Below are 25,139 nucleotides of genomic sequence, written 5' to 3'. Positions count from 1 at the left end.
AAGGCTTCTCCCCCCTCCTTTTCTTTTTAAAATGACCAGTATCAAACTGTTATAGAACACGAAAAAGAGCAAATGGTCATCACCATTCGTGCACATACATTGTTGAAAACAATTAATATAGTAGAAAAACGTCTTTTCGACAAATTACACAAGCTGTGGATAAACAATTCAACAGGCTGTGTAATAACTTTCCACAGGTTATCCACAATTTGTGGATAATATAAAAGGGCCAGATAAGTAATTAAGAGTTAAAACACAAATATAATATCAAAATAAACAAGATGGTGCAATGGGTGTCACAAACTTATCCACACACTTTACATCCTGTTGAAAAATAATTATCCACATCAGTTATTTGTGTGAAAAAAATGTCGATAATGGGTGTGGATAGTCTAAATATGCCGGAAAAATATCCACATTCTTGTTTTAAAGGTCTTTTAGGAGGAAAAAGAGAATAAAATGCTGGAAACTAAAAAAGAAGGTTTCTTCGTTTGATAACTTATGTTATGCTTATAAGGTTGATAATAAGAGTTTTATCATTGATATTGACAATCGATGGGTTACACAAATATAATGAGTTAGACTGTCTTAAACAGCTATTCCTCAGGGAGGTGTCATAAATGAAAAGAACGTTTCAACCAAATAACCGTAAGCGTAGTAAAGTTCATGGCTTCCGCAGCCGTATGAGTACTAAAAACGGACGTCTAGTTTTAAAGCGACGCCGCAGCAAAGGTAGAAAAAAATTATCAGCTTAGGCCACTGAATAATGTCAGTGGTCTTTTTTACATAAAATCGTAAATGAACTGTCAGTTTTTATCGGAGTGGAAGAAAACATGAAGAAGCGAAACAGGCTAAAAAAAAATGAAGAGTTTCAAAAGGTGTTCAAAAAAGGTCAATCAATGGCAAATCGCCAATTCGTTATTTACCAGCTGGATCAGCCAAATCAAGTTGAACTGCGTTTAGGATTGTCTGTCAGTAAGAAGATTGGTAATGCAGTGATAAGAAACCGAATTAAACGTCTGATCCGTCAGGTGTTTTTAGAGGAAGGTCATAAGTTAAAGCAAGAAAAAGACTACATTGTCATTGCACGAAAACCAGCGAGTGATTTGACCTTTGAAGAAACAAAGAAGTCTCTCCAACATTTATTTAGAAAATCCGCTGTTTATCAACAACAACCGAAAAAGTCTTCGTAATAGAAACTTTCGTTGAATCAATTTTTAAAAGCGCTTCCTTCATCTAGTGAATTAAAATGAAACCACCACTTTGCAAAGAAAAAATGTTACCATACTGATTAGGTGAGTCACTTTCTTAATCAATTCCAACTTAAATAAAGTTTGAAGTAATGGGAGGAATCTTGTTGAAAAGGCGATTATTACTAATATTTAGCTTGATTGGCGTATTGGTTTTATTGGCAGGATGTACACAGATCAATGAACCAATTACATCAGATAGTAAGGGATTCTGGAATTCTTATATTGTTTACCCGCTATCTCAATTAATCACGTACATGGCAAACTTAACTGGTGAAAACTATGGTGTAGCGATTATTATTGTAACACTGTTAATTCGCTTGCTTATTTTACCATTAATGATTAAACAGTTAAGAAGTACAAAAGCGATGCAAGCATTACAGCCTGAATTGAAAAAGCTTCGTGAAAAATATAGCTCTAAAGATCAAAAAACACAGCAGCAGCTTCAGCAGGAAACAATGGCCCTTTTTCAAAAAAATGGCGTCAATCCATTAGCAGGCTGTTTCCCAATTTTAATTCAAATGCCAATCCTTATTGGTTTCTATCATGCAATTATGAGAACAGCAGAAATTAAAAAGCATACATTCTTATGGTTTGACTTAGGCAGCCCAGATCCATTGTTCCTATTACCGATTATTGCGGGTGTAGCTACTTTCATTCAGCAAAAGCTGATGATGGCTGGAAATCCTTCGGACAACCCTCAAATGGCTATCATGCTATGGGTGATGCCGATTATGATCGTTGTGTTTGCAATTAGTTTCCCAGCAGCACTTTCATTGTACTGGGTTGTAGGTAACATTTTCATGATCATTCAAACATTGGTGATTAAAACACCTCAAGTAAAAGTTGATACAAAAGAAAAAGCTGGCGGGAATAAAAAATGAAGGAAATAACTGCTGTCGGTCGCACAATCGAAGAAGCAGTAGATTCCGGACTTAAACAAATTCAGCTACTACAAGAAGAAGTAGAAATCACAATAGTAGATGAAGGAAATAAAGGGTTTTTAGGATTGTTTGGTAAAAGACAAGCTGTGGTCAAGTTAGTAGAAAAGATAAATGCATTTAAATTAGCTACACAGTATTTGGATAAAATTGTTAAGTCTATTGATCCTAAAGCAAAAATTATTTCCAAACAGGAACCGAAAAACATTTCTTACCACATTGATGGAGATAAAACGTCATTAATGATTGGAAAAAGAGGCCAGACATTGTACTCTTTAGAAACGTTGGTACAGCTAGTGTTTAATCGTTATTCTGATCAGTATCATCATATAACAATTGATATTGGCGATTATAGGAAGAAACGACAAGAAGCACTTGAACAATTTGCAGTCAAAACAGCAAATCGGGTTTTAAAAACGAAGAGAAAGGTTCATTTAGAACCAATGCCTTCGAATGAACGAAAAATCGTTCATGATGCGATTGCTGCATTCTCTAAAGAACTTGCAACGGCATCTGAAGATACAGGCAGCAAACGTCATGTTGTGGTGCTGTATAAAAAATAGCAGAAAGGCTAAGATTCAGCAAAGCTGGATTTTAGTCTTTTTTTATTGAAAAATTGCTTTTTATAGAGGATTCATCCTTTATTTCTAAAAAATGAGTGTGTGATATGAGTGCAAAACGCCAATTTAACAAGTAAGTATAGGGATCAGGGCGTTTAAATTTATTGGATTTAGGTGTAAGATGTGAAGACAAGTTTCAAACGTCGTTATTCACATGTGGATAAGTTAAGTGTTAAAATAGATAAGATGCAAAGCTGTGGATAATTAGATATGGGATACTTTCACTTCGCTTTCATTTATGGTATCTTTAAATTTTGGATTAAGCGTTTTTGATATAGAAATGGACAATGTCCATTTAATAGATAACAGACTGTTTATTAAGTAGAGAAAGAGGTGAATGAGTGATGGATACAATTGCAGCAATTTCTACACCGATGGGTGAAGGAGCAATTGCGATTATTCGTTTAAGCGGGCCTGATGCGGTACAGATTGCTGATCGGATGTATAAAGGTCCTAAGGAGAAAAAACTTGTATCGGTGGATTCACATACGATTCATTATGGTCATATTGTGGATTCTAGCACTGAGCAAGTCATAGAAGAGGTCATGGTGTCAGTATTAAGAGCACCAAAAACATTTACGAGAGAAGACGTTATTGAGATTAACTGCCATGGCGGAATTGTAACGGTCAATAAAGTACTGCAGCTTGCTTTAAGAGAAGGAGCAAGATTAGCGGAGCCAGGTGAGTTTACAAAACGAGCTTTCTTAAATGGAAGAATTGATCTTTCACAGGCTGAAGCGGTAATGGATTTGATTCGTGCAAAGACAGATCGTGCGATGAATGTAGCGATTACTCAAATGGAGGGACGCCTCTCAGGTTTGATTAAACGACTTCGCGGCGAGATATTGGAAACACTGGCCCATGTTGAAGTCAATATTGACTATCCTGAGTATGACGATGTTGAAGAAATGACGCATCGGGTTTTAGTTGAAAAGGCAACATCAGTGAAAAAGGAAATTGAGTCACTGCTAACGACTTCTCAGCAGGGGAAAATACTTCGCGAGGGCTTATCCACTGTCATTATTGGAAGACCGAATGTTGGGAAGTCTTCCTTGTTGAATAGTCTTGTACAGGAAACAAAAGCGATTGTAACGGATATTCCTGGAACAACGAGAGATGTCATTGAGGAATATGTAAATGTTAGAGGTGTACCGCTTCGATTAGTCGATACTGCGGGTATACGTGAGACGGAGGACATTGTTGAGCGTATAGGGGTTGAACGATCTAGACAGGTCTTAAAAGAAGCTGACCTGATTTTACTTGTGCTCAATTATAGCGAGGAATTGTCAGAAGAGGATATCAAACTTTTTGAGGCCGTCTCAGGCATGGATATCATCGTAATCGTGAATAAGACAGATCTTGAGCCTAAGCTTGATATCGAAAAGGTCAAGCAGTTAGCGAAGGATCGTCCGGTGGTTACTACATCATTATTACAAGAAAAAGGGATTGATGAGCTCGAAATTGCGATTCAATCACTCTTTTTCACGGGTTCAATTGAAAGTGGAGATTTAACGTATGTAAGTAACACAAGGCATATTGCTCTTCTTCAGGCAGCAAAACAATCCATTGAGGATGCTCTTGAAGGAATTGAAATGGACGTACCGATCGATATAGTTCAAATAGATTTAACACGCTGCTGGGAACAGTTAGGTGAAATTATTGGAGATGCTGTTCATGAAAGCTTGATTGATCAGTTATTCTCTCAATTCTGTTTAGGAAAGTAAAGGGAGGAACATAAGAAATGGGTTATGAAGCTGGCAATTATGACGTAATCGTCGTGGGTGCCGGTCATGCTGGAGTTGAGGCTGCTCTTGCTTCTGCAAGACAGGGCGCCAAAACACTTGTATTGACTATCAACCTCGATATGGTTGCTTTTATGCCATGTAATCCGTCCGTAGGCGGCCCCGCAAAAGGGATTGTCGTCAGAGAAATTGATGCTCTAGGCGGAGAAATGGCACGAAATATAGATAAGACGCATATTCAAATGCGCATGCTGAATACGGGGAAAGGACCTGCTGTCCGTGCGTTAAGAGCGCAGGCAGATAAGTTCCAATATCAGCATGAAATGAAAAAAACAATGGAAAATGAACCAAACCTGACAATGCTGCAAGGTATGGTAGATCATTTAATTGTAGAAGATGATGAATGTAAGGGTGTTGTTACTCAAACAGGGGCGAACTATCGTGCGAAGTCTGTTGTTTTAACGACAGGGACTTTCTTAAAAGGCCGCATCATTTTAGGAGACCTTTCGTATTCAAGCGGTCCAAATAACCAGCAGCCTTCTATTAAATTATCTGATCATTTAGCAGAACTAGGATTCGATTTGGTTCGCTTTAAAACAGGAACACCTCCTCGAGTGAATAGCCACTCGATTGATTATAGTAAAACAGAAATTCAACCAGGTGATGATGTCCCGCGGGCGTTCTCCTATGAAACGGTTGAATATATTACTGACCAGCTGCCATGCTGGTTAACGTACACGAGTTTAGAGACTCATCAAATTATTGATGAAAATCTACACCGTTCTCCAATGTATTCAGGTATGATTAAAGGAACTGGTCCTAGATACTGCCCGTCCATTGAAGATAAAGTGGTTCGTTTCAATGATAAACCGAGACATCAAATTTTCTTAGAGCCAGAAGGTCGTAATACGCAGGAAGTTTATGTTCAAGGATTGTCTACAAGTCTTCCGGAGGATGTACAGCAGCGCATGCTTTCAACTATCCCAGGACTCGAGAATGTTCAAATGATGAGAGCGGGTTATGCCATCGAGTATGATGCGATTGTGCCTACTCAGTTGTGGCCTACACTTGAGACGAAGAAAATTTCTGGATTATATACAGCCGGCCAAATTAATGGTACGTCTGGTTATGAGGAAGCAGCAGGTCAAGGGATTATGGCAGGTATTAATGCAGGAAGAAAAGCATTAGGTAAAGAAGAAGTCATTTTAAGCCGATCTGATGCATATATCGGTGTCCTCATCGATGACCTTGTCACAAAAGGAACAAATGAACCATACCGTCTCTTGACATCACGTGCTGAGTATCGTCTCCTTCTCCGTCATGACAATGCTGATTTAAGATTAACTGAACTTGGCTATCAAATTGGATTAATTTCTGAAGAAAGATTCCAAGCATTCCAGCAGAAAAAAGAAGCCATTGAAGCAGAGAAAAAACGTTTATATTCTGTGATCATTAAACCTACAGCAGAGACTCAAGAATTTATTCGTTCACTCGGTGGAAGTGAGTTGAAGGACGGCATTCGTGCAAGTGATTTGATGAAACGTCCAGAAATGAATTATGAAACTGTTGTGAAATTAGCTCCTGCGGAAACACAGCTTCCTTCTGATGTGTGTGAGCAGGTAGAGATTCAAATTAAATACGAAGGTTATATTGAAAAGTCACTCCAGCAAGTTGAAAAACTGAAAAAGATGGAGAACAAAAAGATTCCTGATCGTATTGATTATGATGCCATCAAAGGGATTGCAACTGAAGCGAAACAAAAGCTGAAAGAAGTCCGACCGCTTTCTGTTGCACAGGCTTCTCGTATTTCAGGCGTTAACCCTGCTGATATTTCTATCCTTTTAGTATATTTAGAGCAGGGGCGTATTGCGAAGATAGCAGAATAGAAAGGATGTCGGCATGAACATTAAACAATTTACAGCAGCACTAGAGGAGAAAGGGATCACTCTTTCTCCTGTGCAGCTTGAACAATTTGAAACCTACTTCCGCATGCTTGTAGAATGGAACGAGAAAATGAATTTAACGTCCATTACTGAAAAGGAAGAAGTGTATTTAAAGCATTTTTATGATTCAATATCAGCAGCATTTTTTATTGATTTTCACAAAGTGACGACGATTTGTGATATTGGAGCTGGTGCTGGTTTTCCAAGCATTCCTCTTAAGATTTGTTTCCCTCATCTACATGTGACCATTGTTGATTCTCTTCAGAAACGAATTACGTTTCTCAATGAGTTAGCAAAAGGATTAAACTTACAAGATACTACTTTTTATCATGATCGTGCGGAAACGTTTGGACAACGTAAGGAAAAGCGTGAAAGCTATGATCTTGTCACTGCTAGAGCAGTTGCACGTTTATCCGTCTTGAGCGAACTATGTCTGCCTCTAGTGAAAAAGGAAGGATTGTTTGTTGCCTTAAAAGCATCTGCCGCTGATGAAGAAATGCAAGCAGGGAAAAAAGCTGTCACAGTCCTCGGAGGAGAGGTTGTTGAAAAGCATTCCTTTGTTCTTCCTTTAGAAGAAAGCGAACGGAACATCATTGTCATTGAAAAGAAAAAGCAAACACCAAAAAAATATCCTAGAAAACCAGGAACACCTAATAAATCACCAATAGAAGGTTGATCATGTAAAAGGTCGGTTTTTCTTCAATATTTATGATTTTACAGAAGGAAAAAACATGAGAAAATAGAATTATAAAAAGGTAGTTTTTAAAGGTGGTGTAGGTTCATGAAGCATTCACTCTCACGCTTCTTCGGGCTTGGAGACAAAGAACATCCTGAGCGTGAAACCGAAATAGAGGCAGAGATTGCTGAGCATGATACATTAAAGGAAGAGATACAGGAGCTCCCGGTCGACACAATTATGCCAAACCGTTTTCAGCCACGCACCATTTTTTCAGAAGAAAAGATACAAGAGCTGGCCACGACGATTCATACCCATGGCATTATCCAACCGATTGTTGTTAGACCAACAGAAGAAGAAGGAAAATATGAACTGATCGCCGGCGAAAGACGTTGGAGAGCGGTACAGACTCTTCAATGGGAGAAAATCCCCGCTATTATAAAAGATTTTACTGATACGGAAACGGCATCTGTGGCATTGATTGAAAATTTGCAAAGAGAAGAGCTGTCTTCTATTGAAGAGGCTCATGCTTATGCACGTCTTTTAGAGCTTCATGATTTAACACAAGAGGCGCTTGCTCAGCGTTTAGGCAAGGGACAATCAACTGTTGCTAACAAATTAAGACTTTTAAAGTTGCCTGAAGAGGTACAACAAGCCATTTTAGAGAAAAAAATCTCTGAAAGGCATGCACGTTCACTTGTGCCCCTAAAGCTTCCAGAATTACAAATCGCGCTATTGCAGGAAATCATCGAAAAGCAGTTGAATGTGAAACAGACTGAAGAGCGTGTAGTGAAGATGCTTGAACAAAAAACGGATCGCAAACCGAAGCCAAAACGTAAGGCGTTTAGTCGTGATACACGAATTGCGATGAATACCATTCGTCAGTCTCTCCACATGGTAGAAGACAGCGGACTTAAAATAAATACCGAGGAAGAAGAGTTTGAGGAATATATCCAATTAACGATTCGAATTCCTAAATAGAAATAAGCTGATGAGCGCCACTCGTCAGCTTTTTTTGTTTGTCTTATTTCCTGCACACACCATATTTACATAATATTTATAAATTGGTAAAATATGATTTTCATAGTATAAAGGAGGTGACAACTACTGATGAAAATGAAGAAGACCATTTTCGCCATTATTTGCTATTTACTAATTTCTTTTTCTGTTTTTCCAAATGAAGCGACAATATACGCTGTGAAATCGCCAACGGCTCATGCGGATGAAGGCCTGATGACCAACGAAGAATTGAACGTTTTGAAGAAGCAAGGTGTTGTTTCTAAAGATGTGACTGTACAGCAATTTAATCAAGAGTATGCGTCTTCCGACGATTCGATCGACTTGATTACAGCTGACGATGATTTGAAGAACTATGGTTTACGACAAAATAAGCATGATGAGCTGGTGACGGATGAAAAGCCGCACACCCTCAAGCAACTTTTAGGAAAGCCGTATCCTGGTACCGATATTATCCCTAAAAAAGGAGATATCTTGGTGACAACCACTGATGCTGTGAAGGGTTTGGTTGGACATGCAGGTATCGTCATTAATGAGAAAAGCTATGCTTCTATTCCAGGGTTTCGAAAGCATCCTCAACTTGATTCCATTCATAACTGGTTTCGCTATAGTGCCAATACAAAGGTAATTCGGATTAATCAAGAGGAGAAGGCAGATTTAGCAGGGGAATGGGCACACGATTATGTGAAAGATCATCCGAAGGCTCGCTACTCCATCACCATGTCAATTCAATCATTGGACCCGACTTATTGTTCAAAGATCGTGTGGCAGGCCTATGGCAAAACAGGGGACGCTTTGGGACATGCGACTTTTACCATTAAGACACCCTATGGATTTTTAAAAAAGAAAAGCTATAAAACAGTAACTCCTAAGGTCATTGTCAGTGAAGGCCGTAAAATAGGTGAATTATACTTTTAATATGTGACCCTCACTTTTGATAGAAGTGAGGGTTTTGATGCATGTCTATTTCTTAAAAAAGATATATCAATATACTTTTCAGATGTGTTTTCATTCGTTCTTTTATGTACGAAAAGGCACATTCACCGACGAATTTATAATAGGGAAACAAAAAAAGCAAACGTTTCATACTTTTTTTGATAGAATAGGAAGTATGAATGAATGAGAAACTTGTTAAGTTGAAAGTGGGTGACATCGTGGGGAAAATCATAGCGATTACCAACCAGAAGGGCGGCGTCGGGAAGACGACAACTTCTGTTAATTTGGGTGCGTGTTTAGCATACATAGGCAAACGAGTGTTGTTAGTTGATATTGATCCGCAGGGCAATGCCACGAGTGGTATTGGGATTGAGAAGGCCGACGTAGAGAAGTGTGTGTACGATATTTTAGTTGATGATGCAGATGTTCTTGATGTGATTAAGACGACAGAGGTCGAAAATCTTGATGTCATTCCTGCGACGATACAGCTTGCAGGGGCTGAAATAGAGCTTGTGCCTACAATCTCACGTGAAGTGAGGCTGAAGAGAGCACTTGAATCTGTTAAGCAGAATTATGATTATATGATTATTGACTGCCCGCCATCACTTGGACTGCTGACGATTAATGCGTTAACTGCATCCGATTCCGTTTTAATACCAGTTCAATGCGAATATTATGCGCTTGAAGGATTGAGCCAATTGTTAAACACAGTTCGTCTCGTGCAGAAACATCTAAATACCGATCTTGCCATTGAAGGTGTCTTGCTGACAATGCTTGATGCCCGAACAAATCTTGGGATTCAGGTTATCGAAGAAGTGAAGAAGTACTTTAGAGATAAAGTCTATCAAACCGTCATTCCGAGAAATGTGAGGCTGAGTGAAGCGCCAAGTCATGGAAAGCCGATTATCTTGTATGATCCACGTTCAAGAGGTGCAGATGTCTATTTAGACTTAGCAAAGGAAGTGGATGCGAATGGCTAAAGGTCTTGGAAAGGGTATTAATGCACTATTTAACAACGTAGACTCAAATGAAGAAACGGTTGAAGAAATTAAATTAAAGGATTTGCGTCCGAATCCTTATCAGCCAAGGAAAACGTTTGATGATGATGCATTGTCTGATCTGAAAGAATCCATTCAGCAGCACGGTGTTTTACAGCCGATCATTGTTCGTAAATCGATTAAAGGATATGACATAGTAGCAGGAGAACGCCGTTTTCGCGCAGCACAACAAGCTGGTCTGACAACAATTCCTGCGATCGTTCGAGAGTTTTCAGAAACACTGATGAGAGAAATTGCCCTTTTAGAAAACCTGCAGCGTGAGGATCTCTCTCCACTAGAGGAAGCGGAAGCGTATGCTTCCTTGCTGGATCATCTAAGTGTGACGCAAGAGGAATTAGCGAAGCGATTAGGGAAAAGCAGACCGCATATTGCGAACCATCTCCGTCTGTTGACTTTACCGGATGAGATCCAAAAGCTGATTGCAAATGGAACGTTATCAATGGGACATGGCCGCACATTGCTTAGCTTAAAGAACAAAAAGAAGCTGGCGCCTTTGGTAAAGAAAATCGTGGATGAGGGGTTAAACGTACGACAGGTTGAGAAACTTGTTCAGCAGTTAAACGAAAATGTTCCACGTGAAACAAAGAAAAAAGAAGCACCAAAGGATCGAGTGTTGAAAGAAAGAGAGTCTTTCTTACAAAACTACTTTGGTACTTCAGTGACGATCAAGAAACAGAAGAAAAAAGGTAAAATTGAGATTGAATTCCTCTCAAATGAAGATTTAGACAGAATCCTTGAATTGCTTTCTACGAGGGAATCATCAGAGTGACCATCTTGATATGAGATGGTCTTTTTTATATTCTTCCAGTGATATTTTGAATAGGGGTGAAGAGAGACCGGCTTTTTTCTCTTGTCCAATCCATTTGGTCAATGTGAGATAGACTTTCAGAAAGTGTATTGGCCATAGACATGACAAGATGAAGACGTGTGTTTTGGAGGACGAAGTATTCCATGAAACCACTCACATTGACGATCCCATTAATATGAATATCTCCTACCTCTGGAAGCTCTTTTTGCACACCAGCTCCAGGCTTTAACGGTCCATCTCCAATTTGGAAAGAACCGACACTTTTCACTCTTCCTAAACAGGCATCAACCGCTACAATAAACGGGTGTTTATGAGCTTGTTCAATTTCAGCGAGTTTTTCTTTTAAATTGACCGCATGCACTGGGTCAGAGAGTGTTCCATATACATGAAGCTTTTTCAAATCCAGACCTGAAAGCTTTGAACCAACAAGTGGACCTAGAGAGTCGCCAGTTGAGCGGTCTGTTCCAATACAAACGATGGCAACGGGTCTTTTTCCTGCTTTCTGAAGATGCGAGAATAAAATACTTTTAAGCTGTTGAATGGCGTTTGTATCCGTATGGGACACGTATTCTTTCACCCTATTTCTAAAAAAAAGACCGTTCTTGCTATTCATAGGTCTCACTTCCTTGTCATAGTAGTTAGTAACAGTATACGGAAACAAGCTTAATTCTATACCTATGAGGTGATGATTGTGTGGAAGGCTGGTTCAAGGTGGACGCTTTTAATTTTAGGAAGCTTAATAGGAGCGGGATATGCTTCCGGCCAGGAAATTTGGCAGTTTTTTGGCATTGATAGCGGACTAGCCATTCTACTGTTTACATTGATGTTTATGCTGTCTACTTATGTGGTGTTAAAAATCAGTTATGAGGTGCGTGCCGATCACTTTGTGCCAGTACTGGAACGGCTTGTCGGTCCATGGCTGGCTAAGGTGTATGACGTGTTAATTGTCCTTTATTTATTCACGACAACGACGGTCATGATTGCTGGCGGCGGGGTGACTCTTGAGATGTATCATGTGCCTTTTTGGGTTGGCATCGGCGCGTTCTGTTTGTTTTCATTTATGATTTTTTTCTGGGATGTGAAAGGGCTTTTATCTGTGAATGCTTTCATTATACCAATTTTGGTGGCGGGGCTCATCTATGCGTTTGTTTTTTATTATATGAATCATGATCATATGTGGCGTATTGATTTTGGGCAGCAGTACAATTGGCCTGCCAGCATTGTTTTTGCTTCTTTGAATATATTATCTGTTGTGGCAGTGCTGTCTTCGGTTGGGAAAGAAATGAAGGGGCTGGGGGAAGCCAAAGTGGCGAGTATATTAAGCGGTCTCATCTTTGGTGTGATCTCGTATGTGTATAACGAAATACTGGTTGATATTTCTGGAAGCCTTTCAGCAGAGGGAATTCCTTTGTTTACAGTATTAGAAGGGGCGCCGACGTCTTTGTTTGTGTTTATGACCATTGTCCTTTGTCTAGCGATTTATACGACGACGGCAGCAGGTTTATTTGGATTATCCAGCCGAATGCTTTCTTTTGTACGAATGCCCCGCTGGCTGGTTGTATTGGTGATGCTTCTTTTGATGGCCCCTTTGACATCTCTTGGATTTGCTGATTTGATTGCGTTCTTGTATCCAATTTATAGTTTGTTGAATCTTTATTTGCTCGTCTGTTTAATGCTGTATCCGATTTTAAGTAAAAAGATATTTTCTCGTCCTAAAAAATTATATTGATAAAATAAAATAAGCACCTCTCTTTTTTAGAGCTGTGCTTATTTGATCTGAATTGAATCAATAGCTTCTTTGATATCATCATAGACAGGCATTTGCTTGAGACGCTGGAGGCGATCCTCTAATTCTGAAATGGCCTGTCCCTTTAAATGCTGGGAAATGTGTTGTTTGACAATGGTCGTCTGGTTTATCATATCTTCTGTTTTAGACAATTGATATTCCAAGTGCACGCGAGTATTTGCTAATTCGTCGTGCAGCCGCATTTTGAGCAGCCGTTTTAGATCCTTTCGCTGTCCTTCTCTGCGCATGGCCTGAATGGCGGCGATTTCTTCAGGAGACTGTGTTTGTGTGTGTGGTGCCGATTGATTTTCGAATACAGACATGGAACGGCGGGCACTCACATTTTGCAAGAAACGCTGGGCGTCACTAGGAGGCTTATTTTGATTGATCATGCGATGACTCCTTTCTTAATGAATACCCATTTGCATTGCAAGGCGTCTATCTGCCTTGGCGTAGTCATCACCCATTGTGTACATATGTCTTGAAAGGGCAGAAAGCTCTTGTTCGTAATCCCTCAGGGTGTACAAGGCATTCAACTGTTTTTCGTGTGAATAAAAGGAGGAATGCGACTGTTCCATTCTGACTTCCTCTACCAGTGCTTCCACATCACTATGACTTAATAAATCATAGTGGCCAAAGCCGACGAGTCCTTTGAGTTCTTGTTTTACATGATGGACGGCGTCTTTTACGCTTTCATCAATTCCATCGATTTTTTCAAATACAGTGTGCACTTCATGTTCAATAATACTTTGCAGATCATAGGATGAATTTTTCAGTAAATGGGATTTTATGATAATTTCAAGTCCGTTTTGTGCATATGCACGTCCAGAATGAATCTCTTGCAGCAGCATGGCTGTAAAACTTGTATTATGATCAAGCTGTTCATCTAAAATACGGGCAGATCCATTTGGATGGAATGAATATCCATTTGCTTTGAATTCTCCTGAAACGAGAGCTAAAAAAGCATTTGTATCAAAAGATTCGTTCCATTCTATATTCATAGATGCAAAAGCTGATTTTAAAAAGGTGTCAATTTCTCTTTTTTTGTATTTTACGGATTCTTGGACTGAGTCTTGCTGCCGTGGCGGTACGGTGTACTTGATTTGTCCAACTCCTTGATCATGACGATTGAGTAAACCGACGTAATGACTAGGCTGAATATATTCAGTCAACATGCGTTTATATTGACCTTGCTGCGCCTTTTGCTGAATCGAAGGCGACAGGCTGCTCCATATATTTGGGCTGTCAAAGGTGACGGCTTTTTTGACAGCTGGCTGTTCTGTTGCAATATAAGCACAAACAGCACCGGCAAGTGCTTGTCCAGTGAGATGGATACCTGCATTCGGATGCTTCTGACAGACTTTCTCTATGTATTCCTTCCCTTTAAAAAAGACATGGTCTTGATTGCCATCAAGGGACTTTCTTTCAATTGGATAGGCATAGTCAGTTTTGAGCAATGACTGTGCTGCGTTGTGTACATCTTGCTTAGATGACACCGTCATTTGATGTGGCAGCGGGCAGTGAAAAGCGACGATGAATTCATCTGTTTGTTCCGGCTGCATTGTTAAACCATATAATTTTTGGTCGATCTTTAGAAAATCGTGGACAGTGAGTGTTTGCTGACCTATTTCTATTGTATGGTGCTGCTGGTAATTGTCGATATTTCCAGCATGATCGGATATGATTTTATATTCTTTATCAGTTAATCTATCCTTTCGATTGACCATCGTACCTGCTCCCTCACATAACATTTATGCAGATATCATAAATCAAAAAATATGGAAAAACCACCGCGTTCTACCAATAAAAACCTTTTGACCTACAGTGTTTGTGACAATATTGAAAAAAAACGGAGTTTAAGTAACTATTGGTCACAAATAAAATGATCTAAAAGAAGGGTTTTTTCTCTAAAAAAGAATAGGATGAACGATTGAAAGAGACTCTTTGTTTTGTGCATTGCCCTCCATCGCCGTTTTTTTGTACAATAGATTCAATGAAGTGAGCAAGAGAGGTGAAGGCTGATGGCAGACAAAGCGTTTGGGTTACATGATGTTGTAGAAATGAAAAAGCCCCATCCATGTGGTGCCAATCGGTGGAAGGTCATTCGTTTGGGCATGGATATCCGTATTAAATGTGAAGGCTGCGGACACAGCGTGATGATCCCAAGAAGAGATTTTGAACGAAAAATGAAGAAAATTCTCGTCAAGCATGAGGAGCCAACTGCTTAAGTAGGCCTCATGCTTTTTTCATTAAATTTGTCTTTTCTACAGCAAAGCCAGATGCAATTTCTCGTTTTGAAGCATTGATTTATTCTTTTTGACGATGTTTCTTCTATTGAAAGTGCATGATGGTTAGCTTGTCTTTTCATGTAAACCTACTTATAATTGCTCTAGGTTCATATTACGCAGTATAACGAGCACGTTTGATATAGAGGAGATGAAAGAATGGCTTTAACAGCTGGTATTGTTGGCTTACCTAACGTCGGGAAGTCAACGCTATTTAATGCAATTACACAGGCTGGAGCGGAGTCTGCTAACTATCCGTTTTGTACCATTGATCCAAACGTCGGAATTGTAGAAGTTCCTGACGAGCGTTTACAAAAGCTAACAGAATTGGTGCAGCCGAAAAAGACAGTTCCCACTGCTTTCGAATTCACTGATATTGCGGGTATTGTCAAAGGTGCATCTAAAGGTGAAGGTTTAGGGAATAAATTCCTTTCTCATATTCGTCAAGTAGATGCGATTTGTCACGTGGTCAGAGCTTTTGCAGACGATAACATTACACACGTAGCTGGTAAGGTTGATCCTGTAGCAGATATTGAAACGATTAATCTCGAATTGATTTTGGCTGATTTAGAAACAGTTGAAAAGCGTTTAGCTCGTGTGAGTAAGCTTGCAAAACAAAAGGACAAGGAAGCAGTAGCTGAATTTGAGATTTTGTCGAAGCTAATGAACGCATTTGAAGCTGGGAAATCAGCAAGATCTGTAGAATTTACAGATGAACAGCAAAAGCTTGTGAAACAGCTTCATTTACTCACATCTAAACCAGTTCTTTATGTAGCAAATGTGAGTGAGGATGAAGTAGCGGATCATGAGGGCAACGAATATGTGCAGCAAATCCGTGAGTTTGCTTCTGGTGAAAACGCTGAAGTCATCGTCGTTTGTGCAAAGATCGAGTCTGAAATTGCAGAGCTTGAAGGAGAAGAGAAGCAAATGTTCCTTGAAGAGCTTGGTATTAATGAGTCAGGGCTTGATCAGCTAATTAGAGCATCTTATTCACTTCTAGGATTAGCTACGTATTTCACAGCAGGTGAGCAAGAGGTACGTGCTTGGACATTTAAAAAAGGAATGAAAGCGCCAGAATGTGCTGGAATCATCCACACAGACTTTGAGCGTGGATTTATTCGTGCTGAAACGGTTGCGTATGAGGATTTACTAGCTGGCGGAAGCATGTCTGCTGCTAAAGAAGCAGGAAAAGTTCGTCTAGAAGGCAAAGAATATGTAGTGAAAGATGGAGACGTCATTCATTTCCGTTTTAATGTATAGGTTCTTGTCATAGGCCAAGTGATTTGTTATAATATACAATTGTGAGTAATATAATTTATTGCTCCTTGCCCGTTTAGGGCCGCTTAGACCAAAAGGAGGTGCAATCAGATGAGAAAGTACGAAGTTATGTACATCATCCGCCCAACAGTTGACGATGAGGCTAAAAAAGCAGTTATCGAGCGTTTCAATAACGTGTTAACTTCTAACGGTGCGGAGATCACTGGAACAAAGGATTGGGGTAAACGTCGTCTTGCATACGAAATCAATGATTTCCGTGACGGTTTCTACCAAATCGTAAACGTTCAATCTGACGCTGCAGCAGTTCAAGAATTTGACCGCTTAGCTAAGATCAGTGACGATATCATTCGACACATTGTTGTTAAAGAAGAAGTATAAATCATTGAAATATATATTTAAAGGTGGTCTTTCAATATGCTAAACCGTGTTGTATTGGTCGGAAGACTAACAAAAGACCCTGAGCTTCGCTACACGCCTAATGGTGCGGCTGTAGCCACGTTTACTCTAGCTGTGAATCGTACGTTTACGAATCAATCTGGAGAGCGTGAAGCCGATTTCATTAACTGTGTTACTTGGAGAAGACAAGCCGAGAACGTGGCTAATTTCTTGAAAAAAGGAAGTCTTGCCGGTGTAGACGGTCGTTTGCAGACAAGAAACTATGAAAATCAGCAAGGACAGCGTGTCTTCGTGACAGAGGTTCAAGCTGAAAGTGTTCAATTTCTTGAGCCTAAGAGCGGCGGTGCTGGTTCAGGTGGATACAGCGGCGGTGGCAATAGCGGAGGCCAGTATTATGGCGGTAGCCAAAACGATCAGAATCCATTTGGAAATGAACCAAGTCAAAATCCATATGGCAATCAAAACAACCAAAATCGTAATCAGGGAAATAGCTTTAATGATGACCCATTTGCGAACGATGGTAAACCGATTGACATCTCCGATGATGATTTGCCATTCTAATTGATCTGAAAAAATGACTAAAGGAAAGGTGTGAAAACAAATGGCAGGTGGACGCAGAGGCGGTCGTGCGAAACGTCGTAAAGTATGTTTCTTTACTTCTAACGGTATCACGCACATCGATTACAAAGATGTTGATCTTCTTAGAAAGTTTGTTTCTGAACGTGGTAAAATTTTACCTCGTCGTGTAACAGGAACTAGCGCTAAGTATCAACGTAAATTGACTTTAGCGATCAAAAGATCACGTCAAATGGCATTACTTCCATACGTTACTGGTGAGTAAGTCGTTGACTTAAAAAGCGGAGAGCCCCGAGCTCTTCGCTTTTTTTATTTTCCTCACTGTGAATCTCATCTATTTTTGCTAGAGTTGTTTTTGACAGTCAACCTAGGGGAAGTATGTAAAAGTGACAGTTTATTCTATACAAATATGAGGTTGATCTGTCATATTGGTAGTCTAGAAAATAATTGCAGTCAGGGCGTGGGAAGATGATTGAATTTAATAAGGTATCGATGCAATTTTCTGATGAGCGCTATGCCGTTCAATCTGTTGATTTGGAGATTCAGCAAGGTGAGTTTTTTGTATTGATTGGACCTAGTGGCAGCGGGAAAACGACGACATTGAAAATGATCAATCGTCTCATTTCTTCTACAGAAGGTGAGATTTACATAAAGGGCCAAAAAATAAGTGATTATGATATGTATGAGCTGCGCTGGGATATCGGTTATGTTTTGCAGCAAATTGCGCTTTTTCCTCATATGACCATAGAAGAAAATATTGCTGTGGTGCCAGAGCTTAAACAATGGAGCCGGAATGAGACCAATCAGCGTGTCCATGAACTCATGTTGATGGTCGGGCTTGATCCTGCTATGTATCGGCATCGAAAGCCAGCAGAGCTCTCTGGTGGACAGCAGCAGCGTGTCGGTGTGGCACGTGCACTTGCAGCTGATCCTGAGATTGTCCTGATGGATGAACCTTTTAGTGCGTTAGATCCACTAACGAGGGAGAAATTGCAGGATGATCTGCTTGATTTGCAGCGCCGCATACAAAAAACCATTGTTTTTGTGACGCATGATATGCAGGAAGCTATGAAGCTGGGTGATCGGATTTGTGTGATGAATGAAGGAAAAGTAGTGCAGATCGGACGTCCTGAGGAATTGGTTCAACATCCAGCCAATGCCTTTGTAAAGGAGTTTGTTTCAGGGGCTGCCCGCCATGTGGGACATCAAGCTTTTGAGCTGGAAACATTGGCCCAACCGATGGCTCACGAAGCTCTTTTCCTCTATGAGGTGGTCTCAGCAGATGCCACACTGGATGAAGCCTTGTCTCTATTGGCAAAGCACGAGGAGTTGGCTGTTGAAAAGAATGGAGAGCGGATTGGACTAGTGAATCGTCAAGCAGTGATTCAGTTTTTAGCTGATTCTTCTAAAGAGAGGGGCGAGTCACATGAATGATTGGACCCGTGTGTTATGGGAACGAAAAGAACAATTGGGGCACGCTTTACTAGAGCATATTCAAATTTCTTTTATTGCTTTATTTTTAGCGATTTTGATTGCCATTCCATTAGGTATCTATTTAACGAGGGTTCCAAAGCTAGCGGAATGGGTCATTGGGGTGACGGCTGTCTTGCAAACGATTCCGTCGCTTGCACTGCTTGGCTTGCTGATTCCTCTCGTGGGGATTGGGCAAGTGCCTGCGATTATTGCGCTTGTGGTCTATGCCTTACTCCCTATTTTAAGAAATACATATACAGGCATTCAGGAGGTCGATCCTTCCCTGAGAGAAGCAGCGCTTGCCATGGGGATGAATCATCGCAAACGGTTATTAAAGGTAGAGCTTCCACTTGCCATGCCAGTCATTATGGCGGGTATCCGAACCGGGATGGTACTCATTGTGGGGACCGCCACTCTGGCAGCACTGATCGGAGCTGGGGGATTAGGAAGCTTAATTCTGCTGGGAATTGATCGAAATGATATGTCGCTCATTGTCATTGGTGCGATACCAGCAGCCTTACTCGCACTTTTATTTGATGTGGTGCTGCGAACCTTTGAGAAAATTCCCTTTAAAACGACTGTGATCTCTGTAGCTGTTTTTGCTCTGATTGCAGGAGCAGTTGTCGCTGCCCCCTCGCTGTTTCAGCAAGAAAAGAAAGAAATCACCATTGGCGGAAAGTTAGGATCAGAGCCTGAGATTTTGATCTCGATGTATAAGCTTTTAATTGAACAGGATACAGATATTCAAGTGAACCTGAAGCCCGGTCTTGGTAAAACGTCCTTTGTTTTCCAGGCTTTACGCTCTGGTGATATTGACATTTATCCCGAGTTTACGGGTACAGCGATTTCCGAATTCCTCAAAGAAACAGCAAAAAGCACAGATAAAAGAAAAGTGTATGAGCAAGCGCGGCGTGGATTGGAATCGTCCTTTCAGCTCCGTCTTCTTGAGCCCATGGCATACAACAATACGTATGCTTTAGCCGTGCCGCAGTCACTGGCTGATCAATATGAGGTGTCCCACATTTCAGATCTAGGTAAGATCAAAAACCGTATAAAAGCTGGATTTACCTTAGAGTTTTCTGATCGTCAGGATGGGTATCGAGGCATTCAAAAAGCTTATCAATTTTCCTTTGACGATGTTGTGACGATGGAGCCGAAGCTTCGTTATCGAGCGATTCAAAAAGGAGATATCAATTTGGTCGATGCGTATTCGACAGACAGTGAATTGAGACAATACAAATTAAAGGTGCTTGATGATGATCAGCATGTTTTCCCGCCATATCAAGGAGCACCGCTGCTCAGGCAGGAGACATTAACTGAATTCCCTGAGATTGAGACCTCTCTCAATAAGCTTGCGGGTCAAATCACAGACGATGAGATGAGAGAAATGAATTATGAAGTCAATGTGAAGGAGAAGGATGCATTTCAGGTAGCGAAGGCCTATTTAAAAAAGAAAAAATTGCTGCAATAATCAAGGGAAAGCAGGGCTGTTTCATGCAAAGCAGCTCTGCTTTTTTAAAAGAAAAACAAAAAACATTGACATTTATTTAAAAACATCATATCCTTAATTCGAGATAAATATATTTTTTTGATCTAATATCTCGAATTCGAGATAATATAAAGACGTCAGTAAAGACATAATGAATAGAGGTTTCTTACTTCAATTAGGAGGGCATGAGAAGTGAAAAAAACAGAAGGAATTCACCATATTACAGCTATTGTAGGTCATCCTCAGGAGAACGTTGATTTTTATGCAGGTGTTTTAGGACTTCGTCTCGTGAAGAAGACCGTGAATTTTGATGATCCGGGCACATACCATTTATATTTTGGAAATGAAGGCGGCTCTCCAGGGACAATTATTACGTTTTTCCCTTGGCCGGGGGCACAAAAAGGTCAAATTGGTGCAGGACAAGTGGGCGTGACGACATATGTTGTACCGACAGGCGCTTTCTCTTTCTGGAAAGATCGTCTTGAGCAGTTTAATGTCTCTTATGAAACGGTTGAACGTTTTGGTGAAGCTTTTCTCTCATTTGAAGATCCACACGGCTTATTGATTGAGCTGGTAGAGCGTGCGGAAGGAAAGCAAAACGAGTGGACCTTTAATGGTGTCACACCAGATGTAGCCATTAAAGGATTTGGCGGAGCTGTTTTATTAACTTCGCAGCCGGAGCAAACGATGCAGCTGCTAGAGCAAACGATGGGACTTGAACGAGTCGGAGCAGAAGGAGACTATGTGAGATTCCGTTCGTTTGGTGAAATAGGCAATGTCATTGATGTGAACATCACACCTGTTCCACGAGGACGTATGGGTGTTGGAGTTGTGCACCATATTGCATGGAGAGCAACAGATGATCATGATCAATTAGATTGGCAAAGACATATTGCACAAAGCGGGTATCAAGTGACACCTGTGCAAGATCGAAATTATTTTAATGCTATTTATTTTAGAGAGCTTGGCGGCATATTATTTGAGATCGCTACTGATCCTCCAGGGTTTGCACACGATGAATCAGTGGAAACAATGGGTGAAGCATTGAAACTGCCACCGCAATATGAGGCGCAGCGCAGCCAGATTGAACAAATTGTGTTTCCAATTGAAGTGAGAGAAGTTAAAGGGAAAGGAGATTCATGATGAAGCATCTTTTTCGAAAAGGAAAGAATGAACAAAGACCTGTCCTGTTATTACTGCATGGAACTGGCGGGACGGAAGAAGATTTATTGCCACTTGCAGAGATCGTAGATCCTGATGCATCTGTTCTTAGTGTGAGAGGGAATGTATTAGAAAACGGCATGCCGCGTTTTTTCAGACGTTTGGCAGAGGGTGTATTTGATGAACAGGATTTGATTGAGCGTACTGAGGAACTATATACATTTATCGGTGAAGCAGCTGATGAATATGGATTTGATCGTCACAATGTGGTAGCTATCGGATATTCCAATGGGGCAAACATTGCTGGAAGCTTGTTATTCCATTATGGGGATGCCCTAAAAGGCGCCATCCTGCATCATCCAATGGTTCCAAGACGCGGAGTTTCATTGCCTTCATTAGCAGGGAAACAAGTCTTTATAGCAGCAGGTGAAAATGACCCAATGTGCCGTCCAGAGGAATCACAGGAGCTGGAGCAATTGCTGCAGGGTGCAGGTGCATCGGTTACACTTCATTGGGAAAATCGCGGACATCAGCTAACGAGAGAAGAAGTCGATGCTGCGGCTTTATGGTATCGTCGTCAATTTTAAATAAGGTGGGGAATACAGGTGGGATTTTTACAGAAGCTTTTTGGGCAAAATAAACAAAAGGAGATGGAACAAATGGAAAACGTAAAATTAGCGATTATTTATTATAGTTCAACAGGTACAAACTATCAGATGGCGAAATGGGCTGAAGCTGGAGCAAAAGAAGCTGGCGCAGAGGTCAAAGTATTAAAGGTTGCTGAATTGGCACCAGAAGCAGTTGTCGCTTCAAATCCAGCATGGAAAGCACATTTAGACGAAACAAAGGATGTGCCAGAGGTTCAATTAAGTGATTTAGAGTGGGCAGATGCCATCATCTTTAGCATGCCGACACGTTTCGGTAACCTGCCAGCTCAAATGAAGCAGTTCTTAGATACAACAGGCGGCTTGTGGTTCCAAGGTAGATTGGCAAACAAAGCAGTCAGCGCGATGACTTCAGCTCAAAACGCAAATGGCGGACAGGAGCAGACGGTTCTCAGCCTATATACGACGATGTTCCACTGGGGAGCCATTATTGCCGCTCCTGGATACACAGATGATTCCTTATACGGTGCAGGGGGCAACCCTTATGGCGTAAGTGTCACTGTTGACCAAAATGGAAAAATCCAAGAGGATGCAGAAGCAGCTGTGAAACATCAGGCAAAACGTACAGTCAATGTAGCAGAATGGATCAAAAAAGGTCAAAACGCTTAATAGATGTAAACAAAAAGAATGCAGCCTCGCCGCTGCATTCTTTTTTTCATTAATAAGGATCTGATGGTGTGCTGTTGTTGATGGCATCGTCCACGGCTTCGGCAGCGCCTGTAGAGCCGATAGGTCCGCTTGGCTGCTCTTGTTTAAAGGCTTTTAAGCCGTCAGCGACACGCTTTCCGTAATCAGGGTCTGCTTTTGTAAAGTTTTCGATCATTTGGTCTTGAATGTCCTTTTGACATGTGGCAAGGGTGTTGACTAAGTTCTTAATCAGTTCCTCACGCTCCCAATCATTAAAACGGCGATACGTTTCTCCTGCTTGTCCAAAGTTGTTTGGGCGGTCAATGGCTTCTCGTTTGACTTCACCCTCTACAAAAGGCGTATGATCCTTTCCATCCTGTTTGGCTTCTTTTAATCCCCCGAGGATCGACGGTTCATAATTCACATGGGGATTTTGCCCTTTGCCTTGATCGACATGGTATTCCATTTGCCCGTCTCTCTGATTGGTGGCGACATGCTTTTTCGGTGCATTGATCGGTAGCTGTAAATAGTTTGGCCCTACACGATATCGCTGCGTGTCAGAGTAGGAGAAGGTACGGCCTTGAAGCAATTTATCATCTGAGAAATCCAAACCGTCTACGAGTACGCCAGTCCCAAAGGCAACCTGTTCGACTTCTGCGAAATAGTTTTCTGGATTTTTGTTTAATACCATCCGTCCAATTGGTTTCCATGGATAGTCATCCTTGTACCAAAGCTTTGTCGGGTCTAGCGGGTCAAAGTCGAGGTGAGGGTGGGCATCATCTTCCATGATCTGTGCATATACCTCCCATTCAGGATAATCTCCTTGCTCAATCGCTTCATATAAATCCTGTGTGGCATGGTTGAAATTTTCTCCTTGGATCGCTTGCGCCTGTTCTTGGGTCAGGTTGCGAATGCCTTGTTTCGGTTCAAAATGATATTTAACCAGCACGGCTTTTCCTTCATGGTTGACCCATTTGTACGCATGGACACCTGAGCCTTGCATGTGCCGGTATGTAGCTGGGATGCCCCATGGTGAAAAGAGAAATGTCACCATATGCGTCGCTTCAGGTGATTGTGAGACAAAATCAAAAATACGCTCGCCGTCCTGACGATTGGTGACAGGATCTGGCTTAAAGGCATGAACCAAATCAGGGAACTTTAAAGCATCTCGGATAAAGAAAATTTTCAGGTTGTTCCCTACGAGATCCCAGTTGCCTTCCTCTGTATAAAATTTAATCGCAAACCCTCTCGGATCACGTAATGTTTCTGGCGAATGACCGCCGTGAATCACAGAAGAAAAACGAACGAAAACAGGCGTCTTTTTCCCTTTTTCCTGAAATAATTTCGCTCTCGTATAGGTGGAGATGGGTTCATCACCAAATGTGCCGTAGGCTTCAAAATAACCGTGAGCTCCAGCACCGCGTGCATGAACGACACGTTCAGGGATGCGTTCACGATCAAAATGGCTGATTTTCTCTAGGAAATCGTAGTTTTCAAGCGTAGTGGGTCCTCTATTCCCAACAGTTCTCATATTTTGATTGTCTGTTACGGGATGACCTTGCCGATTCGTTAACGTTTCTTCTGACTCTGAAGATGGTTTAGGCTGTTGATCTTCTTTCAATTCGAATCCCTCCTTCAATATCTCCCTAACAATATGGTCATGTTGCTCCCTATTTCATACAAGGATTGATATAATGATTGAAAACTTTCACGGGGAGCAAACCAGATGATTCGATTACACTGCCTTCACGCCCATCCATCCAATCAGTCATATATAGAAGATGTTTTTGGTGATACAGATGTTGATTTGCATCACACAGTCGATTCATCATTTATAGAACGCGCCACTCAAGATCCTGCATTTGATCAATACAAGCAGCAAACGTATGCTATCAACAGATTAAAGCAAGAAAGTGAAGCCGATCTCATTCTGCTCACGTGTACACAATACATTGCTGCTCTAGGTGATCAGCAGCACCATTTCAAACAACCGATTGTTCCGATCGATGAACCGTTATTTGAGATGATTTGTGAGAAACAAGGGCCTCTTCAACTGGTGTTTTCCAACCCAGATACAGTGGAAGGGACAATGCAGCGGCTTGAATCATATGCCACAGAGCGGGGCAAACAGGTTGAAGTGGAATTGGTTGTGATGGAGGATGCCTTTCATCTCTGTCTAAACGGTGATATGCAAGCCTATGATGAACAAATCAAGGAGCAGCTGAGAAGATGTATGAAGCAAAAAGGGAAAGACATTTGTGTGATGCAGCTTTCGATGGTTCATGCGGCACAGGAGATGGAGCAGGAGACAGGCGTTCCTATCATTCATCCGCTTTCTTCACTAAAACAGTTTGTTCATCAAACAATATCCGCTTGGAAAGAGTGAACCCCTCAGGTTCGCTCTTTTTGTAT

Annotated in this window: 27 protein-coding genes; 23 read left to right on the top strand and 4 right to left on the bottom strand. The window is 41.0% G+C overall.

The window, feature by feature from the left end; all coding sequences use genetic code 11:
- Window positions 1-620 precede the first annotated feature (620 nt).
- The 11 genes from rpmH to MHB66_RS19015 all read left to right on the top strand — a co-directional run bounded on the left by rpmH (window position 621) and on the right by MHB66_RS19015 (window position 10,952).
- The gene (gene rpmH, locus MHB66_RS19065) at window positions 621-755 is read left to right on the top strand and encodes a 50S ribosomal protein L34 (protein WP_073208224.1); all 135 of its coding nucleotides are present in this window, start codon (window positions 621-623) and stop codon (window positions 753-755) included.
- A gap of 78 nt (window positions 756-833) precedes the next feature.
- Window positions 834-1,193: a ribonuclease P protein component gene (rnpA, locus tag MHB66_RS19060; RefSeq protein ID WP_041118464.1), complete on the top strand. Its 360-nt coding sequence runs from the start codon at window positions 834-836 to the stop codon at window positions 1,191-1,193.
- 158 nt (window positions 1,194-1,351) lie between these two features.
- A complete protein-coding gene (spoIIIJ, locus tag MHB66_RS19055; RefSeq protein ID WP_087976621.1) occupies window positions 1,352-2,134 on the top strand; it encodes a YidC family membrane integrase SpoIIIJ in 783 nt (260 codons plus the stop codon).
- Complete coding sequence (gene jag, locus MHB66_RS19050; RefSeq protein ID WP_046312538.1) at window positions 2,131-2,754, top strand: RNA-binding cell elongation regulator Jag/EloR; 624 nt, start codon at window positions 2,131-2,133, stop codon at window positions 2,752-2,754. Before spoIIIJ ends, jag begins: the two co-directional genes overlap by 4 nt.
- Window positions 2,755-3,155: 401 nt before the next feature.
- A complete protein-coding gene (mnmE, locus tag MHB66_RS19045; protein ID WP_024424070.1) occupies window positions 3,156-4,535 on the top strand; it encodes a tRNA uridine-5-carboxymethylaminomethyl(34) synthesis GTPase MnmE in 1,380 nt (459 codons plus the stop codon).
- A gap of 17 nt (window positions 4,536-4,552) precedes the next feature.
- Window positions 4,553-6,439: a tRNA uridine-5-carboxymethylaminomethyl(34) synthesis enzyme MnmG gene (gene mnmG / locus MHB66_RS19040; protein ID WP_046312540.1), complete on the top strand. Its 1,887-nt coding sequence runs from the start codon at window positions 4,553-4,555 to the stop codon at window positions 6,437-6,439.
- Between the two features lie 13 nt (window positions 6,440-6,452).
- Window positions 6,453-7,172 carry a 16S rRNA (guanine(527)-N(7))-methyltransferase RsmG gene (gene rsmG, locus MHB66_RS19035; RefSeq protein WP_046312542.1) on the top strand — a complete coding sequence of 240 codons (720 nt, stop codon included), beginning with the start codon at window positions 6,453-6,455 and terminating at the stop codon, window positions 7,170-7,172.
- Window positions 7,173-7,277: 105 nt separating this feature from the next.
- Window positions 7,278-8,153 (top strand): nucleoid occlusion protein, encoded by an 876-nt coding sequence (noc, locus tag MHB66_RS19030; protein ID WP_024424067.1) that lies wholly within the window; start codon window positions 7,278-7,280, stop codon window positions 8,151-8,153.
- A 129-nt stretch (window positions 8,154-8,282) separates the two neighbouring features.
- Window positions 8,283-9,107, top strand: coding sequence for an orthopoxovirus pf05708 family protein (locus MHB66_RS19025; protein WP_034283641.1), 825 nt, complete (start codon window positions 8,283-8,285; stop codon window positions 9,105-9,107).
- A 236-nt stretch (window positions 9,108-9,343) separates the two neighbouring features.
- Window positions 9,344-10,105, top strand: coding sequence for a sporulation initiation inhibitor protein Soj (gene soj / locus MHB66_RS19020; protein ID WP_008360890.1), 762 nt, complete (start codon window positions 9,344-9,346; stop codon window positions 10,103-10,105).
- A complete protein-coding gene (locus tag MHB66_RS19015; protein WP_046312548.1) occupies window positions 10,098-10,952 on the top strand; it encodes a ParB/RepB/Spo0J family partition protein in 855 nt (284 codons plus the stop codon). Before soj ends, MHB66_RS19015 begins: the two co-directional genes overlap by 8 nt.
- 25 nt (window positions 10,953-10,977) lie before the next feature.
- Here MHB66_RS19015 and yyaC read toward each other — a convergent pair whose 3' ends face one another.
- Complete coding sequence (yyaC, locus tag MHB66_RS19010; protein ID WP_034283638.1) at window positions 10,978-11,604, bottom strand: spore protease YyaC; 627 nt, start codon at window positions 11,602-11,604, stop codon at window positions 10,978-10,980.
- Window positions 11,605-11,679: 75 nt separating this feature from the next.
- Between yyaC and MHB66_RS19005 the strand changes: the two genes are divergently transcribed.
- Window positions 11,680-12,720 carry a hypothetical protein gene (locus MHB66_RS19005; RefSeq protein WP_227001755.1) on the top strand — a complete coding sequence of 347 codons (1,041 nt, stop codon included), beginning with the start codon at window positions 11,680-11,682 and terminating at the stop codon, window positions 12,718-12,720.
- A gap of 38 nt (window positions 12,721-12,758) precedes the next feature.
- Here MHB66_RS19005 and MHB66_RS19000 read toward each other — a convergent pair whose 3' ends face one another.
- Window positions 12,759-13,169, bottom strand: a complete 411-nt coding sequence (locus MHB66_RS19000; protein ID WP_034283636.1) for a hypothetical protein — start codon at window positions 13,167-13,169, stop codon at window positions 12,759-12,761.
- A 15-nt stretch (window positions 13,170-13,184) separates the two neighbouring features.
- Window positions 13,185-14,504, bottom strand: a complete 1,320-nt coding sequence (locus MHB66_RS18995; protein WP_046312551.1) for a hypothetical protein — start codon at window positions 14,502-14,504, stop codon at window positions 13,185-13,187.
- A gap of 294 nt (window positions 14,505-14,798) precedes the next feature.
- On the opposite strand from MHB66_RS18995, the gene MHB66_RS18990 reads away from it, so the two are divergent.
- From MHB66_RS18990 to wrbA, 10 genes are all read left to right on the top strand, one after another.
- A complete protein-coding gene (locus MHB66_RS18990) occupies window positions 14,799-15,005 on the top strand; it encodes a DUF951 domain-containing protein (RefSeq protein ID WP_008347561.1) in 207 nt (68 codons plus the stop codon).
- A gap of 216 nt (window positions 15,006-15,221) precedes the next feature.
- Window positions 15,222-16,322, top strand: a complete 1,101-nt coding sequence (ychF, locus tag MHB66_RS18985) for a redox-regulated ATPase YchF (RefSeq protein WP_024424059.1) — start codon at window positions 15,222-15,224, stop codon at window positions 16,320-16,322.
- A 108-nt stretch (window positions 16,323-16,430) separates the two neighbouring features.
- Window positions 16,431-16,718: a 30S ribosomal protein S6 gene (rpsF, locus tag MHB66_RS18980; RefSeq protein ID WP_024424058.1), complete on the top strand. Its 288-nt coding sequence runs from the start codon at window positions 16,431-16,433 to the stop codon at window positions 16,716-16,718.
- Window positions 16,719-16,754: 36 nt separating this feature from the next.
- Window positions 16,755-17,297, top strand: coding sequence for a single-stranded DNA-binding protein SsbA (gene ssbA / locus MHB66_RS18975; RefSeq protein ID WP_007497456.1), 543 nt, complete (start codon window positions 16,755-16,757; stop codon window positions 17,295-17,297).
- 40 nt (window positions 17,298-17,337) lie between these two features.
- A complete protein-coding gene (gene rpsR, locus MHB66_RS18970) occupies window positions 17,338-17,577 on the top strand; it encodes a 30S ribosomal protein S18 (RefSeq protein ID WP_008359105.1) in 240 nt (79 codons plus the stop codon).
- Between the two features lie 203 nt (window positions 17,578-17,780).
- On the top strand, window positions 17,781-18,746 hold the full coding sequence (locus MHB66_RS18965; RefSeq protein WP_046312555.1) for an ABC transporter ATP-binding protein: 966 nt from the start codon (window positions 17,781-17,783) through the stop codon (window positions 18,744-18,746).
- Window positions 18,739-20,256, top strand: a complete 1,518-nt coding sequence (locus MHB66_RS18960) for an ABC transporter permease/substrate-binding protein (RefSeq protein ID WP_046312557.1) — start codon at window positions 18,739-18,741, stop codon at window positions 20,254-20,256. The genes MHB66_RS18965 and MHB66_RS18960 overlap by 8 nt, the downstream gene beginning before the upstream one ends.
- 210 nt (window positions 20,257-20,466) lie before the next feature.
- Window positions 20,467-21,417: a ring-cleaving dioxygenase gene (locus MHB66_RS18955; RefSeq protein WP_046312559.1), complete on the top strand. Its 951-nt coding sequence runs from the start codon at window positions 20,467-20,469 to the stop codon at window positions 21,415-21,417.
- Complete coding sequence (locus MHB66_RS18950; protein WP_034283629.1) at window positions 21,414-22,022, top strand: alpha/beta hydrolase; 609 nt, start codon at window positions 21,414-21,416, stop codon at window positions 22,020-22,022. The genes MHB66_RS18955 and MHB66_RS18950 overlap by 4 nt, the downstream gene beginning before the upstream one ends.
- A 72-nt stretch (window positions 22,023-22,094) precedes the next feature.
- Complete coding sequence (gene wrbA / locus MHB66_RS18945) at window positions 22,095-22,709, top strand: NAD(P)H:quinone oxidoreductase (RefSeq protein ID WP_046313447.1); 615 nt, start codon at window positions 22,095-22,097, stop codon at window positions 22,707-22,709.
- Window positions 22,710-22,758: 49 nt separating this feature from the next.
- Here the strand turns inward: wrbA and katX are convergent, their stop codons facing one another.
- Window positions 22,759-24,348, bottom strand: a complete 1,590-nt coding sequence (gene katX, locus MHB66_RS18940; RefSeq protein WP_046312561.1) for a catalase KatX — start codon at window positions 24,346-24,348, stop codon at window positions 22,759-22,761.
- Between the two features lie 105 nt (window positions 24,349-24,453).
- Between katX and MHB66_RS18935 the strand changes: the two genes are divergently transcribed.
- A complete protein-coding gene (locus tag MHB66_RS18935; protein ID WP_046312564.1) occupies window positions 24,454-25,113 on the top strand; it encodes an aspartate/glutamate racemase family protein in 660 nt (219 codons plus the stop codon).
- Window positions 25,114-25,139 lie beyond the last annotated feature (26 nt).

The sequence above is a fragment of the Bacillus sp. FSL L8-0167 genome (genome assembly GCF_038630295.1).
Taxonomy (GTDB): domain Bacteria; phylum Bacillota; class Bacilli; order Bacillales; family Bacillaceae; genus Bacillus; species Bacillus safensis.
The sequence above is the reverse complement of the archived record's forward strand: the minus strand, read 5'-3'. Positions and strand labels throughout refer to the sequence as shown.

Bases quoted from the DNA above. Each gene is read 5' to 3' on its own strand.
- MHB66_RS18950 (WP_034283629.1), top strand. From the start codon at position 21,414: ATGATGAAGCATCTTTTTCGAAAAGGAAAGAATGAACAAAGACCTGTC.
- MHB66_RS19015 (WP_046312548.1), top strand. From the start codon at position 10,098: ATGGCTAAAGGTCTTGGAAAGGGTATTAATGCACTATTTAACAACGTA.
- rsmG (WP_046312542.1), top strand. From the start codon at position 6,453: ATGAACATTAAACAATTTACAGCAGCACTAGAGGAGAAAGGGATCACT.
- mnmE (WP_024424070.1), top strand. From the start codon at position 3,156: ATGGATACAATTGCAGCAATTTCTACACCGATGGGTGAAGGAGCAATT.
- wrbA (WP_046313447.1), top strand. From the start codon at position 22,095: ATGGAAAACGTAAAATTAGCGATTATTTATTATAGTTCAACAGGTACA.
- jag (WP_046312538.1), top strand. From the start codon at position 2,131: ATGAAGGAAATAACTGCTGTCGGTCGCACAATCGAAGAAGCAGTAGAT.
- rnpA (WP_041118464.1), top strand. From the start codon at position 834: ATGAAGAAGCGAAACAGGCTAAAAAAAAATGAAGAGTTTCAAAAGGTG.
- MHB66_RS18965 (WP_046312555.1), top strand. From the start codon at position 17,781: ATGATTGAATTTAATAAGGTATCGATGCAATTTTCTGATGAGCGCTAT.
- yyaC (WP_034283638.1), bottom strand. From the start codon at position 11,604: ATGAATAGCAAGAACGGTCTTTTTTTTAGAAATAGGGTGAAAGAATAC.
- MHB66_RS18935 (WP_046312564.1), top strand. From the start codon at position 24,454: ATGATTCGATTACACTGCCTTCACGCCCATCCATCCAATCAGTCATAT.
- MHB66_RS19000 (WP_034283636.1), bottom strand. From the start codon at position 13,169: ATGATCAATCAAAATAAGCCTCCTAGTGACGCCCAGCGTTTCTTGCAA.
- ychF (WP_024424059.1), top strand. From the start codon at position 15,222: ATGGCTTTAACAGCTGGTATTGTTGGCTTACCTAACGTCGGGAAGTCA.
- ssbA (WP_007497456.1), top strand. From the start codon at position 16,755: ATGCTAAACCGTGTTGTATTGGTCGGAAGACTAACAAAAGACCCTGAG.
- noc (WP_024424067.1), top strand. From the start codon at position 7,278: ATGAAGCATTCACTCTCACGCTTCTTCGGGCTTGGAGACAAAGAACAT.
- MHB66_RS19025 (WP_034283641.1), top strand. From the start codon at position 8,283: ATGAAAATGAAGAAGACCATTTTCGCCATTATTTGCTATTTACTAATT.
- MHB66_RS18995 (WP_046312551.1), bottom strand. From the start codon at position 14,504: ATGGTCAATCGAAAGGATAGATTAACTGATAAAGAATATAAAATCATA.
- rpsF (WP_024424058.1), top strand. From the start codon at position 16,431: ATGAGAAAGTACGAAGTTATGTACATCATCCGCCCAACAGTTGACGAT.
- mnmG (WP_046312540.1), top strand. From the start codon at position 4,553: ATGGGTTATGAAGCTGGCAATTATGACGTAATCGTCGTGGGTGCCGGT.
- MHB66_RS18960 (WP_046312557.1), top strand. From the start codon at position 18,739: ATGAATGATTGGACCCGTGTGTTATGGGAACGAAAAGAACAATTGGGG.
- rpsR (WP_008359105.1), top strand. From the start codon at position 17,338: ATGGCAGGTGGACGCAGAGGCGGTCGTGCGAAACGTCGTAAAGTATGT.
- rpmH (WP_073208224.1), top strand. From the start codon at position 621: ATGAAAAGAACGTTTCAACCAAATAACCGTAAGCGTAGTAAAGTTCAT.
- MHB66_RS18990 (WP_008347561.1), top strand. From the start codon at position 14,799: ATGGCAGACAAAGCGTTTGGGTTACATGATGTTGTAGAAATGAAAAAG.